We start from the raw sequence: 17264 nt of genomic DNA, 5'->3' as shown, positions 1-17264 counted from the left end.
AGGCAAGCCCTTTTCGAAAGGGGGACAGAGGAGAATCGGAGCGCCGCAAGTTCAGCGCGCTGGGTATCGCCCATGGCCGTCGCAAGCTGGCACCCCGCATCGCGGGCAACAATCATCAGGGTGCCACGGTCTGTGGCGGGGTGCGGCCGATGGTGCCGCCGCGTTCGCTGAACTGCACCCGGTTGCGCCCGCCCTGCTTGGCACGGTAGAGCGCGGCATCGCTGCGGCCCACCAGGATGGCCAGGCTGTCATCCCCGGCACCGTATTGCGCACCGCCGACGCTGGCGGTCAGCGCGATGGGCATGCCCTCGAAATCGATGGGCCGGCCGCCGATGGACTGGCGGATACGCTCGGCCACCACCCGGGCCTCCCCCTCTTCCGTCTCCGGCAGAAGCACGGCCAGTTCCTCCCCGCCATAGCGGGCGACGACATCCGTGGTGCGCACGGCGGTGAGCACGCGCTGCGCGGCGGCACGCAGGACGGCGTCGCCGGCATTGTGGCCGTGATTGTCATTTACCTGCTTGAAATGGTCCAGATCGACCAGCAGCAGGGAGAAGGGGCGGCCATAACGCTGGGCGCGGTCGATCTCGGCCAGGCCCATCTCCTCGAATCGGCGACGGTTCAACAGGCCGGTCAGGCCATCGGTGCTGGCCAGCCGCGCCAGCTCGGCATTGGCATTGACCAGATCCTCCGTGCGCTGGGCCACCAGCTGTTCCAGCCAGCGCCGCTGCCGGCGCAGGGCCGCCGTTCGGGCCTGGATGACCAGTCCCAGAATGGCCAGCACAGCCAGCACCGCGCCCACCCGGGCCAACCCCGTCTGGTACCAGGCGGGAAAGACATCGACCGTGACCAGCCGGTCGGCCATCCCCCACACCCCCTCCTTATTGGTGGCACGCAGGCGCAGCGTATAGGTGCCGGGCGGCAGATTGGTATAGGTTGCCAGCCGCTCCAGCGCGTCGACCTCCACCCAGCCCTTGTCGAACCCCTCCAGGCTGTAGCTGTAGCGCAGGTTGGCCGGCCCCGCGTAATCCAGCGCCGCAAAGCCAACGGTCAGGGTCCTTGCCCCGGCCGGCATGATGACGGCGGATGGCGTGGCCGTCCGCGCCTTGGCCGCCCCACCCGCTGTCGTTTCCGTGGGCAGGGGCGCCAGGTTCAGGGCGGCGGCAGGCACCGGTTCATTGTCGATGCGGATATCGGTCAGCACCAGCGGCGGCTGGAACCGCCATTGGCGCAACGCATCGGGCCGCACCAGGGTCAGCCCCTCCCGCCCACCGAACAGCAGTTCCCCGCCGGCCAGCCGCGTCGCCGACCCGACCCAGGTGCCGCGCACGCCCAAGCCGTCGTCCCAGCCGATGGCACTGATGGCGCGGGTCTGCGGGTCGATGCGGGCCAGCCCATCCTCCGTGCTGACCCAGATCTGGCCGGTATCATCCATGACCATGGCCTGCACGCTGTCGCCGGGCAGGCCATGGCGCTGCGAGAGGGTGGTGAAGCGGTAGCGCTCATCGGTCACGTCACTGGCCAGGATACTGACCCCACCGCCCAGCGTGCCCACCCACAGGCGGCCCTGCCGGTCATGGATCAGGCCGGTGACGTAATTATGGGCCAGCGACGACCAGTCCCAGGACCGGCTCTGTACCCGCCGGACATGGCCTGTGGCCGGATCAACCAGATGCAGTCCGCGATGGGTGCCCACCCAGATGCGGCCGTCCCCGGTGGCGGCCAGCACCCGTACCCGATCGTCGGCCAGCGTCGTGGCATCGTCGGGGTCGTGGCGGAACTGGGTGACGGCACCGGTGCGCGGATCGAACCGCACCAGCCCTTCGCTGGCCAGCCACAATTCGCCGTCCCGCACCAGGATGGCATGGATGGGCTGGCCCGCCACCGATCCCGGCAGATCGACCGGCCGCACCTGCCCCGTGGCACGGCTGTAGCGCGACAGGCCCAGTTGCGTGCCGATCCAGACATTGTCGGCGCCATCCTCCGCCAGGGCCAGGACATTGGCGCGGGGCAGACCTTGGGCCGGCCCCTGGCCCGGTACCAACCGCTCCCGTGTGCCGGCCACGGGATCGATGATGTCGATGCCCTTGGTCTCGAACCCCAGCCAGACCTTGCCGTCGCGTGCCGCCAGGACGGAGCGCACCTGCGGCTCGCTGGGGCTGTCAGGCTGCGAAGGGGAGGAGAAGATGGAGAGGATGCCCTGGTTGGCAGGGTTGTGGACATTCAGTCCCCCGCCCCAGGTGGCCACCCAGATCAGGCCCGACCGGTCGCGCAACAGGCTGCGCACCGCATCGCTGCTGACGCTGGCCAGGACGGACGGGTCATGATGGATGGAGCGCACCGCCCCGCTCTCCACATCCAGCTCCACCAGCCCGCCGGGGTCGGTCGCCACCCAGATGCGGTCGCGCGGGTCACCATCGGCCCGCAGATCCTGAAAGGCGCGGACGTGCGGCCGGTCGGCGATACGGCCTTCGGCGCGGGCCATGTCGAAGGACCGGGCGACGCCCGTGGCCGGGTCGTGGCAGATGACGATGCCGCCGCGCGTGCCGATCCAGATGCGCCCCTGACCGTCGAGGAACAGGGTGGAGACAGCGCTACCGGGCGCCAGCGACGGCAGCGACACCACCTGCGACACCGGCTCAAACCCGCTATGGCCCGGCCGGCGGACGGCCAGCCCCTGGTCGGTTGCCACCCAAAGCATGCCGGCCGCATCGAACAGCAAATCCATCACCACATTGCCGGGCAAACCGTCATTGCGGGGATCCTGGGTGCGGAAATTCTCTGCCGCCCCGGTTTCGGCATCCAGCCGCGCCAGACCCGAGCGCAGCGCCACCCAGATGTCACCGCGCGCATCTTCCTCGAATCGGTAGGCGGTGGGATGCGCCAGGCCGCCGGGCCCGGCGGGATAACGGGCGAAACTTTCCGTCTCCGGAATGAAACGGGCCACGCCGCCATTGTTGGTGCCCACCCACAGCCGCCCGCGCCGGTCGACATGCAGGGCATTGATATAACCGTCAGGCAGGGAGGACGGGTCGCGGCTGTCCGGCTGGAACACCCGGAACCGGTAGCCGTCGAAGCGGGTCAGGCCCACCGGGGTACCGACCCAGATGAAGCCGGCCCGGTCCTGGACGATGGCGGTGATAATGTCGCTGGGCATGCCGGCCGCGCGGCCGATCCGTTCAAACAGAACCTCGGCCCGCGCGTTCCAATAGGCGGCGGCTGGGTCTTCCTCTCCCTGCGCGACAGTCGCCAGGGTGAAAAGGCCCAGCAGCGCGCAGAATAACGCCAATGCATGCCGGAAGGGCCGACGCATGGCCGCCATCCAGACGTATGTTGGCCCAACCGCGTTGCCCAAACCTTCCCTCCGCCTCAAACTGGGGCCAAGTTTAGCATTTCCAGGTGGAATTCACCATGCGGCTGCAGGTTGCGAACGGGTGCGGTAACCGCGCGCCGCGTCTATGGGCGATCAGTGATTTGCATTTGTCACTGTCGGCCAATCGGGAAGCACTGGAACAACTGCCCGACCATGGCGATGACTGGCTGATCCTGGCTGGCGACGTGGCCGAACGGCCCGACGACCTGACCCGCGCCTTCGACACCCTGTCCCGCCGGTTCAGGCGCCTGCTATGGGTGCCCGGCAATCATGAACTATGGACAACCGACCTGCCCGACGGCCCCCTGGGCGGGGATGCCAAGTACCGGGCATTGGTGGAAATCGCCCGCGCCTGGGGCGTGGTGACGCCCGAAGACCCCTATCCCATCTGGCAGGGGCCGGGCGGGCCCGTGCTGCTGGCACCCTTGTTCCTGGGCTACGATTACAGCTTCCGACCCGACGACGTGCCACTGGAAAGGGTGTTGGACTGGGCGTGGGAGAAGCGGCTGCGCAGCGCCGATGAACGGCGCCTGTCGCCGGCACCCTATCCCACCCGCCAGGATTGGTGTGCCGCCCGCGTCGCCTGGACGGAAGGTCGGCTGCAGGCGGAACTGCCATCCGGCATGGGCAGCATCCTGATCAACCACTATCCCTTGCGCGCCGATCTGGTGACCCTGCGCCGCATCCCGCGCTTCAGCCCCTGGTGCGGAACCAGCGCCACCACCGACTGGCACCTGCGCTTTCGCGCCCTCGCCTGCATCCACGGCCATCTGCACGTGCCCGGCACCCATTGGCGCGACGGCGTGCGGTTCGAGGAAGTGTCGCTGGGTTATCCCCGCCAGTGGCAGCCCCACGGGCGCGGCCCCGACCGCGCCCTGCGTCTGGTGCTGACGTCATAGCCACAGCCTTCTATCTGCCGGCCTGATGGTCCATCTGGATAGCAGCGTCGTCCGATCCACCATTGAACGCTTCCATAAAGGGGATATTCTGCACGCGCCTCATGACCGATGATGGATGGAGACCGGACGTGCGCCCCTTTCTGCTGGTGCTGGTGGGTGCCGCCCTGGGCCTGGGTGCCCTGACATATGCCACCTTCCGCACGACGGAGATGCTGGCGCCGTTGCCCACGGCCGGGCGCGGCGCCGTGTTCGCCGCCTTCATCGGGGCGGGCCTGCTGTTCACCCTGTTCGTCTTCCTGCAGCGCAAGAGCCGCCGCAAGGACCGCGACCAGCGCTGATCAGCATTCCGGCAGGTTCACCGCCAGCCCGCCCAGCGATGTTTCCTTATACCGCTCCGACATGTCGGCGCCCGTGCGCCGCATGGTCTCGATCACCCGGTCCAGCGAGACATGGTGGGTGCCGTCGCCCATCAGGGCCAGGCGGGCGGCGTCGATGGCCTTGATGGCGCCCATGGCGTTGCGTTCGATGCAGGGGATCTGCACCAGCCCGCCGATCGGGTCGCAGGTCAGGCCCAGATTATGCTCCATGCCGATCTCCGCCGCGTTCTCGATCTGGGCGTTGGTGCCGCCCTGGGCCGCGACCAGCCCGCCGGCCGCCATGGAGCAGGCCACCCCCACCTCCCCCTGGCACCCCACCTCGGCGGCGGAGATGCTGGCATTGCGCTTGTACAGCCCGCCGATGGCGGCGGCGGTCAGCAGGAAATTGTGCCGCCCGGTCACCGTGCCCTGGCAGAGCCTGTCGTAATAGCGCAGCACGGCCGGCACGATGCCGGCCGCCCCGTTGGTGGGGCTGGTCACCACCTTGCCGCCGGCGGCATTCTCCTCATTCACCGCCAGTGCCCAGAGGTTGATCCAGTCCAGCGCCGACAGCGGGTCGGTCAGCATGCGTTCGCGCTTGGCCAGCAATTCCTCATACTGCTTTGCCGCCCGACGGCGGACATTCAGCCCGCCCGGCAGGGTGCCGCCCTGGCGCATGCCGCGGTCGATGCAGGCATCCATGGCGGCCCAAATCCGGTCCAGCCCGTCACGCACCCCGGCTTCCGGCAGCAAGGCGCATTCATTCTCCATCACCAATTGGGCAATCGTCATGCCGCGCCCATCGGCCAGCCGGATCAGCTCATCCGCCGTGCGGTACTGGTGGGGCATGCCCGGCCCGGCCTCGGCCGGCTGGTTGGACCGCGCCTCATCCTCATCCACCACGAACCCGCCGCCAACCGAGAAATAGGTGCGGCTGGCCAGCTCATTGCCATCCGCGTCCAAGGCCGCGAACAGGATGCCGTTGGGATGGAAGGTCAGCCGTTCCCCGCCGCGCCAGAGGATATCGCGGGCCGGGACGAAATCCACGGGCTGCCGGCCCGCGAACAGCAGCTTGTCCCCGGCTTCGATCCCCGCCACCAGCCGGTCGCTGTCATCGGGATCGACGGTGGCCGGCTGGAACCCGGCCAAACCGACGATGGCGGCGCGGTCGGTGGCATGGCCCTTGCCGGTCAGCGCCAGCGAGGCATAGAGCGTGACGGTGACGCGGGCCACGCGGGATAGCAGCCCCGCCGCCCCCACCCGTTCACCGAAGCGGAAGGCGGCGGTCATCGGCCCCATCGTGTGCGACGAACTGGGCCCGACGCCGATCTTGAACAGGTCGAATACGCTGACGGTCATTTCTGGCGTGCCATCCCTGGGGCCGTGTCTATGGATCGCAATGGGCCGTTCACCGGCCCTGTTCTGGTGCGCGAACCCATAGCACGCCGCTCCCTGTGCCCGCTATTCCGGCATGGCGGAAGTTCAGCGTCCGAACAATGCCTTTTCCACCAGTACCGCCATCGCCTCGTACCCCGCCTCGCTGGGATGCAGATTGTCGCCAATATCATAGGCCGGCAGCAGGCGGGTGGGGCGTGCCGGGTCCTGCATGCCCTTGTCGAAATCCACCACCCCGTCGAACTGCGCCTCTTGTGACCGTATCCATGCGTTCACCGCCTGGCGCAGCGCTTCGCCATCGGGCCGGAAATATTTCGCCCCTTCATAGGGCAGCAGGGTGCCGGCATGGATGCGCAGACCTTTCGCCTGGGCCCGGTCGCGCAGCTGCGCCAGACCCTGGATAACCTGTTCCGCCGTCACTGCCTCGCCCGGCTTGATGGACCCGTTGCCGATATCGTTGATGCCGATCAGCAGCACGATATCGGTGGCGCCGTTCTGGGCCAGGGCGTCGCGGTCGAAACGGGCCAGCATGTTGGCCCCGGCATTGGGGCGCAGCAGCCGGTTGCCCGATATGCCCTGGTTCAGGACGATGGTCGACGCCGCTGCGGCCCCGCGCGCCGCCAGATGCGCCGACAGCCGGCGTGGATAGGTACCACCCGGCGCCTGATGGGTGACATCGCCCTCCGTGATGCTGTCGCCGATGGCCACCAGCACGCGCGCGGGCGCCCCCAGCACCTCCACGCTCGCCAGCGGGCTGGGCGACCGTTTCACCTCCGCCCCCGGCAGCGCGCCCGGCAGGCTTGTCTGGTCGCCCGACGCCACCTCCACCTGCGGCCGATGGCCGGCGATGATGGTGGAGCCTGGATAATGGATGGACAGGGCCAGCCCCTGACCCTTGCGCACCGGCAGCGCCACCACGTCGCTCAGCAATGGTGCCGCCACGGCCAGGCTGGCGCCCGGCTGTCCGCCGAAGGTGACGGCGACCGGTGATCCCGCCGGCTGGCCCTTTTCATCCAGCGGCGTCAGGCGCACGGGCCCGAAAGCCACCGGCTGCGTGCCCAGTTCATTGGTGAAGCGCAGGCGCAGCGCCTGTCCGCCGGCATCCAGCACCAGGGTCTGACGCACCGTCTGCCTGTCATAGGTGGGCCCGTCACCCGGCGGCAGCGGCGCCAGCGCCCAGGCCGGCCGCCATACCAAGGCTGCCTTGTCCGTCCCGGCTCCGCCCCAGGCGCAGGCCGAAAGGCCCATCACCAGCGCTGCCGCCAGAAGGGTCCTCAATCCCGTCGCACGCATGTGTTTCCTCCCATTTATCGATATGATCGATCATATAATGGGAGAATGCGCGACGGTCAAAGTGGGGCTTTGGGGATAGGCATCATCGGCACGCCAGCGCCCGCGACAGCCTGTCAAAAGTGGCGGCGTCAGGGGGAAGACCCAGCCTTAACAGACCGGGACGGTTCCCAAACGCCCGTGCCAGCAGCCCGCCCCGCCCCAGGATGGTGAAGAGATCAAGCGCCGGATCGCAGCGGATCAGGGTGAAGAGATCGGTGCCGCCAACCCGTTCAACCCCTGCTCCTGCATAGAGGCCCAGCGACGCTGCGGTTGCAGCCGCCAGCCGTTCACGCGTCGCCACCCGCCAGGCGGCATCCGCCAGTGCCACAGTCCCCACCGCCAGCGCCGGTCCCGCCACCGCCCAGGGCCCCAGCCGCGCCGCCATCGCACGCAGCAGCCCCGCCGGCCCCAGCAGGAACCCCAGCCGCAATCCGCCCAGCCCATAGAACTTGCCGAAAGATCGCAGCACGATCAGCCCCGGCCGCCCGGCATATGCTGCCAGCGACAGGTCGGGGCGCAGGTCGCAGAACGCCTCGTCCACCACCAACCATCCGCCCCGCTGCGACATTGCCGTCAGCAGCCCCAGCAGCCGGGCCGGATCATGCACCCGCCCGTCCGGGTTGTTGGGATTGACCAGCAGCAGCACGTCGGGCAACGACCCGTCCGGATCGGGCAGGTCGGTGATCATCCGCACCCTGTGCCCCGCCCGCGCCCAGGCCGGCGCATGCTCCCCATAGGTCGGGCCGACGATGGCCACATCCGCACCCGGCTTGCGCAGGAAGGGCAACCCGCTGATCAGCACCTGCGACCCCGGTGCCGCCAGGATCGCGTCCGGGTCGGCCACGCCATAGGCGCCCATGGCCGCGTGCTTCAGCGCCCGTTCGTCCGCCGCCGACGGCAGCCGCGTCCACAGCGCCGGGTCCAGGGCGGGCAGCTTATAGGGCCAGGGATTGATGCCGGTGGACAGGTCCACCCAGGGGCGGGGGGCGTCGGGGAACAGGGCCGCCATCGTGCCCAGATCGCCGCCATGGGGCTGCGCGCCGGCATCATCCATGCTATCACCTTGTTCCATCATGGAGATTTTCCCACCCCTGCTCTTGTGCGCCCTGATGCTGGAAGCGCTGCTGTCCTACCCGGACGCGCTTTACCGCTCCATCCGTCACCCCGTGACCTGGATCGGCGCGATCATTTCCACTCTGGACCGCAGCTTGAACCGGGGTCCGGCCCCGGCGCGGCGGCTGGGCGGTGTGGTCACCGTGCTGATCCTGGTGGGCGGGGCCATCGCCATCGGCGCGGCGCTGCACGTGTGGCTGCTGTCCCTGCCCTATGGCTGGCTGTTGCTGGCACTGCTTGCCTCCAGCCTGCTGGCCCAGCGCAGCCTCTACCGCTTCGTCAAGGCCGTCGCCGTTGGCCTGCAGACCGGCGGACTGGCCGGTGGCCGCACCGCCGTGGCCCATATCGTCGGCCGCGACCCGGAAAGTCTGGATGAGGCGGGTGTGGCCCGCGCGGCCATTGAAAGCCTGGCGGAGAATTTCTCCGACGGCATTACCGCCCCCGCCTTCTGGCTGGCGGTGGGCGGCCTGCCGGGCATCCTGGCCTATAAGGCGATCAACACCGCCGACAGCATGATCGGCCACCGCACGCCAAGACACGAAGCCTTCGGCTGGGCGGCCGCCCGCCTGGACGATCTGGTCAACCTGCCCGCCTCCCGCCTGACGGCGCTGCTGCTGGCCCTGGCATCCGGCCCCCGGATGGGGGCGGCCTTGCGGGCGGTGAAGCGCGATGCGGGCAAGCATCGCAGCCCCAACGCCGGCTGGCCGGAAGCGGCGATGGCTGGTGCCTTGGGCCTGCGTCTGGCGGGTCCCCGGCGTTATGCGGGCACAGTCGTCGAGGATCATTGGATGGGTGACGGCAGGGCCGATGTCACGGCGGGCGATATAGAGGCGGGCTTGCGGCTCTATCGCCGGTCGCTGGGGTTGATGTGGGTGCTGGCGGCGGGTTGGGCAATGCTCTGACGCGCCCGTCACCCCTTCCCCGTCATCCCGGCGCAAGCCGGGATCCAGGGGCCAAATGAAGAACGGTGAAGCCGCTTTCACCGATATGGCGAGTCGGTCGGGCTTGTGCCCCCTGGGTCCCGGCTTGCGCCGGGATGACGGAAAGGAGAAGGCGCACGTCGCCATTACCTACCCCGCCAGGGCCAGCAGCCCATCCAAATCCAACGCCGCTTCCACCCCGGCGGCGCATTCATCCAGCGCCGCATCCACCGACGTCTCATAAGACAGCTCCGACGCCTGCCCGAACCCGGCCAGGTACCCCGCCCGGAACCCGTCGGCCCCGAAAAGCCCGTGGATATAGCAGCCGGCGATGCGCCCATCGGCCGACAGCGCCCCCTCCGGCCCGGACCCGTCCAGCAGCAGCATCGGTCGGGCCCGTCCTGCGCCCTCGGTCACGCCGACATGCATCTCATACCCGGCGAAACCGCCCTCCCCCGCCGCCCCTATCCCGGTGACAGGCTTCAGCACCTTGGACCCGGTCAGCACCGTCTCCACATCCAGCCAGCCCAGCCCCTGGACCGCGCCTGCCGGCCCTTCGATGCCACCCGGATCGGCGATGGTGCGGCCCAGCATCTGGTACCCGCCGCAGATGCCCAGCACCCGCCCGCCGCGCCTGATATGGGCGTGCAGATCCACGTCCCAGCCCTGGGCGCGCAGGAAGGCCAGATCGGCGATGGTGGATTTGCTGCCCGGCAGGATGATCAGGTCCGCATCCAGCGGCAGCGGCCGTCCCGGCGGCACCATGGTCACCGATACCGACGGTTCCAGCCGCAGCGGATCGAAATCATCGAAATTGGCGATACGGGACAACATCGGCACCACCACCCGCAGCCCCTTGCCCGGCCCGTCGCGCCAATGGTCCAGCGCCACCGCATCCTCCGCCGGCAGCCTTGCCGCAGCCGGCAGGAACGGCAGCACCCCGTAGCCGCGCCAGCCCGTGCGCCGCTCGATCTCCACCAGCCCGTCATCGAACAGCCGGATATCGCCCCGGAACTTGTTGATGATGAAGCCCTTGATGGCGGCCCGGTCGGCATCGTCCAGCACCGCATGCGTGCCCACCAGACTGGCGATCACTCCGCCCCTGTCGATGTCACCCGCCAGCACCACCGGCACCTCTGCCGCCAGCGCGAAGCCCATATTGGCGATGTCGCGGGCGCGCAGATTGATCTCCGCCGGACTGCCCGCCCCCTCCACCAGCACCAGATCGGCGCCCTCGCCCACGCGCGCGAAACTGTCCAGCACGGCGGACAGCAGCTCACCCTTGCGTGCCTGATATTCCGCCGCCCTGGCGGTGCCCAGCATACGGCCCTGCACCACCACCTGCGCGCCGACATCGCTCTGCGGCTTCAGCAGCACGGGGTTCATATGCACCGACGGTTCCACCCGTGCGGCGCGTGCCTGCAGCGCCTGGGCCCGTCCGATCTCCCCGCCATCGGCCGTTACGGCGGCATTGTTGGACATGTTCTGCGGCTTGAAGGGTCGCACGGACAGGCCGCGATTGGCAAAGGCGCGGGCCAGTGCTGCCACCAGCAGCGACTTGCCCACATCCGATCCCGTCCCCTGGATCATCAGGGCGCGCGGCCGGGTGCGCATCAGAACTCGATCCCCGCCTGGGACTTGATCCCGGCGCTGAACGGATGCTTCACCGCCTGGAACTCCGTCACCAGATCGGCCGCCTCCATCAGCGCCGGGTTGGCGTTGCGGCCGGTAACCAGCACATGCAGGTCGGGCCGGCGGGATACCAGTGTGGCCACCACTTCATCGACCGGCAGATACCCGTAGCGCAGCGCGATGTTCATCTCGTCCAGCACCACCAGGCGATAGCGCGGGTCGGCCATCATCTGGCACGCCTTGTCCCAGGCGCGGCGCGCCGCCTGGATGTCGCGCTCCTTGTCCTGGGTTTCCCAGGTGAAACCCTCCCCCATGGCGTGATGTTCGATCAGATCCTCGAACCGCTCCAGCGCCACCTGCTCGCCCGTGGCCCAGGCGCCCTTGATGAACTGGATGAAACCGACCCGGAACCCATGGCCGGCGGCGCGCACCATCAGGCCGATGGCCGCCGTGGATTTGCCCTTGCCGGGCCCGGTATGGACCATCAGCAGGCCCTTCTCATGGCTCCGCTCCGCGATGCGGCGATCCATCAGGGCCTTGCGCTTCTGCATCTTGGCCTTGTGGCGCTCCGCCTCCTCCGGCGTGATGATCGGGTCCATGGGTTGCTCCTTATTTCAAATGCATGGGCAGGCCGGCGGCCATGAACAGCACCTTGTCCGCAATGCGGGCGATATCCTGGTGCAGGCGGCCGGCATGGTCACGGAACAGGCGCGACAAGCGGTTGTCGGGCACGATGCCCAGCCCGACCTCATTGCCGACCATCACAGCGGGCACCGCCAGCCGGGGCAGCAGGTCCAGCAGCCGCGCGCTTTCCGTCGTCACGTCACGCCCCTCCAGCATGATGTTGGTCAGCCACAGGGTCAGGCAGTCGACCAGCACGGGGCGGCCGGCAGCATTGGCGCGGATCAGGGCGCCGACCAGATCCATCGGCTCCTCGATGGTCACCCAGCCCTCGCCCCGGTCGCCGCGATGATGGCGGATACGCTCGCGCATCTCCTCGTCAAACGCCTGCGCTGTGGCGATATAGGTCCAGGGGCCGGGCCGGGCCGTGACCAGGCTTTCCGCCATCCGGCTCTTGCCCGACCGCGCCCCGCCCAGCACCAGGGTCAGCGCCGCGTTCATGCCCGCGCCTCCACCCGCAACCTCCGCCAGGGCAGCGCGAACGGCGCCCCCTCATGCCCGCCGCGCACCAGCTCGATCCCATAGACCCGGCCCAGCGCCCCGCTGTCCAGCAGCGCCTCCGGCCCGGTATCGCCCGCCACTCGCCCGGCCTCGTCCAGCAGGCACAGCCGCGTGCAATGGCGCAGGGCCAGCGTCAGGTCGTGCAGCACCACGACCACCGCCATGCCGCCCGCCGCCAGCTCGGCCAGCAGTTCCATCACCTGCAACTGGTGATACGGGTCCAAACCGGCGGCCGGCTCATCGGCCAGCAGCACGGCCGGATCGCCGGCCAGCGCGCGGGCCAGCATGACCCGCGCCCGCTCCCCGCCCGACAGGGTGGTGACATTGCGGGTGGCGAACTGTGTGACGTCGCACTGCGCCATGGCACGGTCGATGGCGGCCCGGTCGGACGCCTGCTCCCCACCCCAGGGGCTGGCATGCGGCAGGCGGCCCAAGGTCACCACCCGCTCCACCGTTAGCGGCCAGTGGCAGGTCGCCCCCTGCTCCAGAAACCCGATGCGCCGCGCCCGCTCCGCCCTGGGCCAGTCGGCCAGCGCCTTGCCGTCCAGCGCCACCGCGCCCTGGGCCGGCAGCAGCCCGGCCATCACCGATAGCAGCGTGGATTTGCCCGCCCCGTTCGGCCCGATCAGGCCCACGCATTCCCCGGCACCCACCGACAGGTCCACCCTGTCCAGCACCGGCCGACCGCCGCGCGCCACGCTGATATTCCGGACCGACAGCAGGCTCATCGCATCCGCTCCCTGGTTTGCAGCAACAGATGGAAGAAGAAGGGCGCGCCGATCAAGCCCGTAACGACGCCCAATTTCAATTCGTCATTGGTGGGCAGCAGCCGCACCATGATATCCGCCGCGATCAGCAGGCAGGCCCCGGCCAGCGCCGACGGCCACAAAAGCTTGGACGGCTGGTTGCCCGTGACCCGGCGCAGCAGGTGCGGCACCACCAGCCCGACAAAGCCGATGCTGCCCGTCACCGCCACCGCCGCCCCCACCGCCAGCACCGTGCCGGCAATGACGCGCCAGCGCAGCCGGTTCAGGTCCACGCCCATGCTGGCCGCCGTGCGTTCGCCCAGCCCCAGCGCATCCAGCGCCCGGCCGCTGCCCCCCAGCACCAGAATACCGGCCAGGATGAAGGGGGCGGAGACCAGCAGATGGTCGTTGGTGCGGTCGGTCAGACTGCCCAGCAGCCAGAAGGCGATTTCCAGTGCCGCATGCGGATTGGGCGCCAGGTTGAGCGCCAGGGAGGTCAGCGACCCGGCCAGCGTCTGCACCGCCAGCCCGGCCAGGATCAGCATCAGCACCGACGCATCGCGCCCCGCCAGCCCCTGGATCAGCGCCATGGCCAGCGCCGCCCCCGCCATCCCCGCCAGCGGCAGGGCCAGCGGTGCCGTCGCCGACAGCCCGAAATAAATGGCCAGCACCGCCCCCAGCGAGGCTGATGACGACGCCCCGATCAGCGATGGTTCGGCCAGCGGGTTACGCAGATACCCCTGCAAAGCCGCCCCCGCCATGCCCAGCCCGGCCCCGACCAGCGCCCCCAGCAATGCCCGCGGCAGCCTTATTTCCCGCGCGATCAGGGCGGCGGGGCTGGCCTGGTCGGAGAACAGGCCCGACAGCAGATCCCCGGCCGGCACGTCCGCCGGGCCGACCAGGAAGGACGCGACCAGCAGGATGGGGAACAGGATCAGGAGGACCGGGAGGATGGGGAAGGTCGATGTGGACACCGGCTGCGTGACGGCAGTCATGTGGCACCTCCCATATCCGCACTCTCTTCGCCTCCCCGGCGAAGGCCGGGGCCCAGGGGCCGCAAGCCCGACCCGTCGGCAGCGTGGATCGGGGCATGCGGGAATGTTTGACCCTTTGGCCCCTGGGCCCCGGCCTTCGCCGGGGAGGCGATAGTGATGGCGACGTTCATTCCTGATCCCCCAACGCTTCCCCCGCCACCTTCTCCAGCAACGCCACCCCCTCGATCGAGGCTGGCGTGGCGCACAGCCAATAGGCGATGGGAAAGCCCGCCACCGCCATCCCGCCCCGCGTCCGTGTCAGGGCCGGGTGGTCCAGCACCGATTGCCCGATGCCCGGCCGGTCGGGGCGCAGGCTGTCCACCACCAGCAGGTCGGGCGGGTTCAGCAGCAGCGTTTCCACCGCCACCCTTCCATTGGGCCGGCCCGTCATCCGCCCACCGATATTCTCCAGCCCGGCGGCATTCATCATGTCATTGACGATGCCGCGCGTGCCCGGCACCTCACTCCCCGGCCGGTAGAGTGCCGCCGTGGGCCGTGGGCCCGGTCCGGGGCCGGCCAGGCGGGCCCGCAGATCGTCGGCAAGGCGCTGGCCCTCGGCATCCCTGCCCAGGGCCTTGGCCACCTGTTCGATCTGCGCCGGGATCTCGTCCAGCCGCTGCGCCGATTTCAGCTTCAGCACCGGCACGCCCAGCCGTTCCAGCATGCCCACCGTCTGGGCCCTGGCGTATCCACCGGCCACCACCAGATCGGGCTTCAGCATCAGCACGGCTTCCGCCGTCCCGTCATGCGTCACCATCCCGGCGGCCTGCGCGGCATAGGGCGACAGATGGTCGTCCCCCGCCAGCCGCGTCAGCCCGGCGATCTGGCTCGGCACGCCCAGCGCCAGCAGGAACTGGTCAGCGCAAAGCGACAGCGAAACCACACGCCCAGCGGGATGTGGGTTCGGCGCCGCCCCTACCGGGGTGGCCGTCAGGGCTGCCAGAAGCAGGGCGACGCCGATCCGCATCAGAACGTCACCGTCACGCCGCCATAGGCCGACCGGCCCGGCGCGCGATAGGTGCGAACCTCCTGGTAATCCTCATCGAACAGGTTCTCCACCCGGCCGAACAGGCTGACATTGTCCAGCACCGCCCAGCGGGCCGTGAAGTCCACGACGGTGTAATCATCCAGGATGGGCGCGGTGGCGGACGCCGTGTCGCGCTGCTTGCCGGCATAGCGCAGGGCGGCCCCCAGATCGATGCCCTGGGCGACGGTCCAGTCCACCGACGCGTTGATCGTGTCCTGCGGCCGGCGCGGCAGGTCGCGGCCCGTACGGCGGTCCTTGGCTTCCAGATAGGTATAGTTGGCCTGGATCAGCACGCTTTCCACCGGCTGCGCCTGGAAGGTCAGTTCCACACCCTTGGTCCGCGCCTTGGCGACATTGATATAGCCGTTGGAAAACGCGATCATGTTGTCATAAACATTGCGGAACAGGCTGGCGCCGAAGCTGACACGCCCATCCAGCAACGGCTGCTCGAACCCGGCATCCACGCCTTTGCCCTCTTCGGCCTTCAGGCTGGCATTGCCATAGAACGGGTCGTACAGCTGATACAGCGTCGGCGCCTTGTTGGCAGTGCCATAGCTGGCGCGCAGGATGGTGCCCGTGGTCGGCACCTCATACGCACCGGTGGCGCGCCAGGTGCCTTCCGTCCCGAACTGCTCATGATCATCGACGCGCCCGCCCAGGGTGACGGTCAGGTCATCGGTCAGGGCCGCCTGATACTGGGCAAAGGCCGACTTGGTGGTGACCTTGTCATCCAGGCCGGTGGTGGTGGTGGTGCCCACCGTGTTGGTGGTCTTGGCATCCTCCTCATCCACCGACAGGCCGATGGTGGCCACATCCTTGTCGCGCAGATGCAGATTGCCCTGATAATCCAGCGCCTTGCGCCGGCTGTCGAAGGTGGAGAAGCGATAGAAGCCCGTGGGTTCGTCGAAATCGCGGTCGGTGCCGGCATAGGATGCCGCCAGGCTGTTCTCGAACTTGCCATCCAGCAGTGACAGGCTGGCCGCACCGCGGACCTGCCACGTCTCCTTCTCCTGGTCCGACGGGCCATCGCCGCCGAACGGATCGAATTCGGTGTCCAGCCAGGACCAGCCGGCATTCAGGTCGAAGCGCAGTATCTCGCTGGCCTGGAAACCGACCCGGCCGCTGACGGAGCGGGCATCGGTGCCATCCTTCTCGTCGCCCACGAAGGTGCGGGAAAAACCGTCGGTGGACAGGTTGGCGGCCGACAGGGCGTAATCAGCCTGTTCGGTGCCGCCAGTCAGCGAGGCCTGCTGGCGGAAGGTGCCATAGGAACCGCCCTCGATCGTGCCGCGGATCCGGGTCTCGCCTTCGCCGCGCCGGGTGATGACATTGATCACGCCGGCCATGGCGTCATTGCCGTAAAGCGCGCTTTGCGGACCCTTCAGCACCTCAATCTTCTCGATATCGCCGGTCATCAGGCTGTTGAAGTCGAATTCGTTGTTGGCACCCGACGCGTCGTTCACTTCCACGCCGTCGATCAGCACCTTGACCATGCCGCTTTCCGACCCGCGCAGGCGGACGGTGGAGGTGCTGCCCAGCCCGCCATTGCGGGAGATGGACACGCCCGGCAGGCGCTTCAGCAGATCGATGGCCTGCACCTGCTGCCGGCGCTCGATCTCGGCGGCGTCGATGACATTGACCGTGCTGCCCACGCGGGCCTGCGCGGTCGGCACCTTGTTGGCGGTGACGATGATTTCGGCGACCTGGGTCGGGTCGGCCCATGCCGGCATGGCGGTCAGAATGGCGGCGGCACCCAGCAGGGTGGCGCGCAAATGGGTAATGTGGCTCACTTCTAAGGCTCCGATCCGTTCTTTTCTGACGAATCCGGAGGGATGTGCGTGCGGTCGGCATCGACAGCGCTCCGCCATGGCGGAACCTCTGCCTTCACACCGATATGCTGGACCTGATGATGGCCGCCACGGGCCCCTTTCCAAACAAACGTTCCACCCGCGCACTCCTTCGGAAGCGCCGGCGCGAAACGGTAAACCGTCCCATCGGGGCACCCCGCCCAATGGCCGCGCGACGCATTGCCGACGGCAGGTCTCCTGGCTCACGGGTCACAGCATCAGCCCGGCCTTCCCAGTTTCCCAGTGGCCATGTCGGGCTTCGCTCGCCGCTTACAGTTGCGGGGGCAGCTGCGGAATTTAACCGCATTCCCTTTTCACCCCCGTTGCCGGGGGAACCATCGATGCACGGGTCTTACCGCGCCCGCGAAGGGGGCGCAAGGAAACCCTTGGAGCCGCCCCGGCATGTCA

Annotated in this window: 14 protein-coding genes and 1 riboswitch; of the genes, 3 read left to right on the top strand and 11 right to left on the bottom strand. The window is 68.7% G+C overall.

Going from position 1 to position 17264, the window contains the following annotated elements; translation table 11 throughout:
• Positions 1 to 115 precede the first annotated feature (115 nt).
• The gene (locus AC1Q7F_RS13365; RefSeq protein ID WP_492507551.1) at positions 116 to 3313 is read right to left on the bottom strand and encodes a ligand-binding sensor domain-containing diguanylate cyclase; all 3198 of its coding nucleotides are present in this window, start codon (positions 3311 to 3313) and stop codon (positions 116 to 118) included.
• A 98-nt stretch (positions 3314 to 3411) separates the two neighbouring features.
• On the opposite strand from AC1Q7F_RS13365, the gene AC1Q7F_RS13360 reads away from it, so the two are divergent.
• Both AC1Q7F_RS13360 and AC1Q7F_RS13355 read left to right on the top strand, forming a co-directional pair.
• Positions 3412 to 4272, top strand: coding sequence for a metallophosphoesterase family protein (locus tag AC1Q7F_RS13360; protein WP_492507549.1), 861 nt, complete (start codon positions 3412 to 3414; stop codon positions 4270 to 4272).
• 128 nt (positions 4273 to 4400) lie between these two features.
• Entirely contained in the window at positions 4401 to 4610 is a 210-nt protein-coding gene (locus AC1Q7F_RS13355; RefSeq protein WP_492507547.1) for a hypothetical protein, read from the top strand.
• On the opposite strand, the gene AC1Q7F_RS13350 is transcribed toward AC1Q7F_RS13355, so the two are convergent.
• The 3 genes from AC1Q7F_RS13350 to cobD all read right to left on the bottom strand — a co-directional run bounded on the left by AC1Q7F_RS13350 (position 4611) and on the right by cobD (position 8427).
• Complete coding sequence (locus AC1Q7F_RS13350; protein WP_492507545.1) at positions 4611 to 5987, bottom strand: L-serine ammonia-lyase; 1377 nt, start codon at positions 5985 to 5987, stop codon at positions 4611 to 4613. It abuts the gene before it with no gap.
• Between the two features lie 123 nt (positions 5988 to 6110).
• A complete protein-coding gene (locus AC1Q7F_RS13345) occupies positions 6111 to 7316 on the bottom strand; it encodes a GDSL-type esterase/lipase family protein (RefSeq protein WP_492507543.1) in 1206 nt (401 codons plus the stop codon).
• Between the two features lie 82 nt (positions 7317 to 7398).
• Positions 7399 to 8427, bottom strand: a complete 1029-nt coding sequence (gene cobD / locus AC1Q7F_RS13340; RefSeq protein WP_492507541.1) for a threonine-phosphate decarboxylase CobD — start codon at positions 8425 to 8427, stop codon at positions 7399 to 7401.
• Position 8428: 1 nt separating this feature from the next.
• Here cobD and cbiB point away from each other — a divergent pair, with 1 nt between their 5' ends.
• The gene (gene cbiB, locus AC1Q7F_RS13335; RefSeq protein WP_492507539.1) at positions 8429 to 9370 is read left to right on the top strand and encodes an adenosylcobinamide-phosphate synthase CbiB; all 942 of its coding nucleotides are present in this window, start codon (positions 8429 to 8431) and stop codon (positions 9368 to 9370) included.
• 168 nt (positions 9371 to 9538) lie between these two features.
• Here the strand turns inward: cbiB and AC1Q7F_RS13330 are convergent, their stop codons facing one another.
• From AC1Q7F_RS13330 to AC1Q7F_RS13300, 7 genes are all read right to left on the bottom strand, one after another.
• Entirely contained in the window at positions 9539 to 11002 is a 1464-nt protein-coding gene (locus tag AC1Q7F_RS13330) for a cobyric acid synthase (RefSeq protein ID WP_492507537.1), read from the bottom strand.
• Positions 11002 to 11619 carry a cob(I)yrinic acid a,c-diamide adenosyltransferase gene (cobO, locus tag AC1Q7F_RS13325; RefSeq protein ID WP_492507535.1) on the bottom strand — a complete coding sequence of 206 codons (618 nt, stop codon included), beginning with the start codon at positions 11617 to 11619 and terminating at the stop codon, positions 11002 to 11004. The genes AC1Q7F_RS13330 and cobO overlap by 1 nt, the downstream gene beginning before the upstream one ends.
• A gap of 10 nt (positions 11620 to 11629) precedes the next feature.
• Positions 11630 to 12142: a bifunctional adenosylcobinamide kinase/adenosylcobinamide-phosphate guanylyltransferase gene (gene cobU / locus AC1Q7F_RS13320; protein ID WP_492507533.1), complete on the bottom strand. Its 513-nt coding sequence runs from the start codon at positions 12140 to 12142 to the stop codon at positions 11630 to 11632.
• Positions 12139 to 12930 carry an ABC transporter ATP-binding protein gene (locus AC1Q7F_RS13315; protein WP_492507531.1) on the bottom strand — a complete coding sequence of 264 codons (792 nt, stop codon included), beginning with the start codon at positions 12928 to 12930 and terminating at the stop codon, positions 12139 to 12141. The genes cobU and AC1Q7F_RS13315 overlap by 4 nt, the downstream gene beginning before the upstream one ends.
• Positions 12927 to 13943 carry a FecCD family ABC transporter permease gene (locus tag AC1Q7F_RS13310; RefSeq protein ID WP_492507529.1) on the bottom strand — a complete coding sequence of 339 codons (1017 nt, stop codon included), beginning with the start codon at positions 13941 to 13943 and terminating at the stop codon, positions 12927 to 12929. The genes AC1Q7F_RS13315 and AC1Q7F_RS13310 overlap by 4 nt, the downstream gene beginning before the upstream one ends.
• Positions 13944 to 14109: 166 nt before the next feature.
• Positions 14110 to 14949 carry an ABC transporter substrate-binding protein gene (locus tag AC1Q7F_RS13305; protein ID WP_492507527.1) on the bottom strand — a complete coding sequence of 280 codons (840 nt, stop codon included), beginning with the start codon at positions 14947 to 14949 and terminating at the stop codon, positions 14110 to 14112.
• Positions 14949 to 16799, bottom strand: a complete 1851-nt coding sequence (locus tag AC1Q7F_RS13300) for a TonB-dependent receptor plug domain-containing protein (RefSeq protein WP_492507525.1) — start codon at positions 16797 to 16799, stop codon at positions 14949 to 14951. The genes AC1Q7F_RS13305 and AC1Q7F_RS13300 overlap by 1 nt, the downstream gene beginning before the upstream one ends.
• Positions 16800 to 17027: 228 nt before the next feature.
• Positions 17028 to 17211, bottom strand: a riboswitch (cobalamin riboswitch).
• Positions 17212 to 17264: the final 53 nt, after the last annotated feature.

Source organism: Niveispirillum sp. GW835-FHT14G11, from assembly GCF_058793615.1.
This window is presented reverse-complemented; position numbering and strand designations above follow the sequence as displayed.

Coding starts and splice junctions, on each gene's coding strand:
- cobD (WP_492507541.1), bottom strand. CDS start 8,427: ATGGAACAAGGTGATAGCATGGATGATGCCGGCGCGCAGCCCCATGGC.
- AC1Q7F_RS13350 (WP_492507545.1), bottom strand. CDS start 5,987: ATGACCGTCAGCGTATTCGACCTGTTCAAGATCGGCGTCGGGCCCAGT.
- AC1Q7F_RS13330 (WP_492507537.1), bottom strand. CDS start 11,002: ATGCGCACCCGGCCGCGCGCCCTGATGATCCAGGGGACGGGATCGGAT.
- AC1Q7F_RS13345 (WP_492507543.1), bottom strand. CDS start 7,316: ATGCGTGCGACGGGATTGAGGACCCTTCTGGCGGCAGCGCTGGTGATG.
- AC1Q7F_RS13305 (WP_492507527.1), bottom strand. CDS start 14,949: ATGCGGATCGGCGTCGCCCTGCTTCTGGCAGCCCTGACGGCCACCCCG.
- cobO (WP_492507535.1), bottom strand. CDS start 11,619: ATGGACCCGATCATCACGCCGGAGGAGGCGGAGCGCCACAAGGCCAAG.
- cbiB (WP_492507539.1), top strand. CDS start 8,429: ATGGAGATTTTCCCACCCCTGCTCTTGTGCGCCCTGATGCTGGAAGCG.
- AC1Q7F_RS13360 (WP_492507549.1), top strand. CDS start 3,412: ATGCGGCTGCAGGTTGCGAACGGGTGCGGTAACCGCGCGCCGCGTCTA.
- AC1Q7F_RS13365 (WP_492507551.1), bottom strand. CDS start 3,313: ATGCGTCGGCCCTTCCGGCATGCATTGGCGTTATTCTGCGCGCTGCTG.
- AC1Q7F_RS13315 (WP_492507531.1), bottom strand. CDS start 12,930: ATGAGCCTGCTGTCGGTCCGGAATATCAGCGTGGCGCGCGGCGGTCGG.
- cobU (WP_492507533.1), bottom strand. CDS start 12,142: ATGAACGCGGCGCTGACCCTGGTGCTGGGCGGGGCGCGGTCGGGCAAG.
- AC1Q7F_RS13310 (WP_492507529.1), bottom strand. CDS start 13,943: ATGACTGCCGTCACGCAGCCGGTGTCCACATCGACCTTCCCCATCCTC.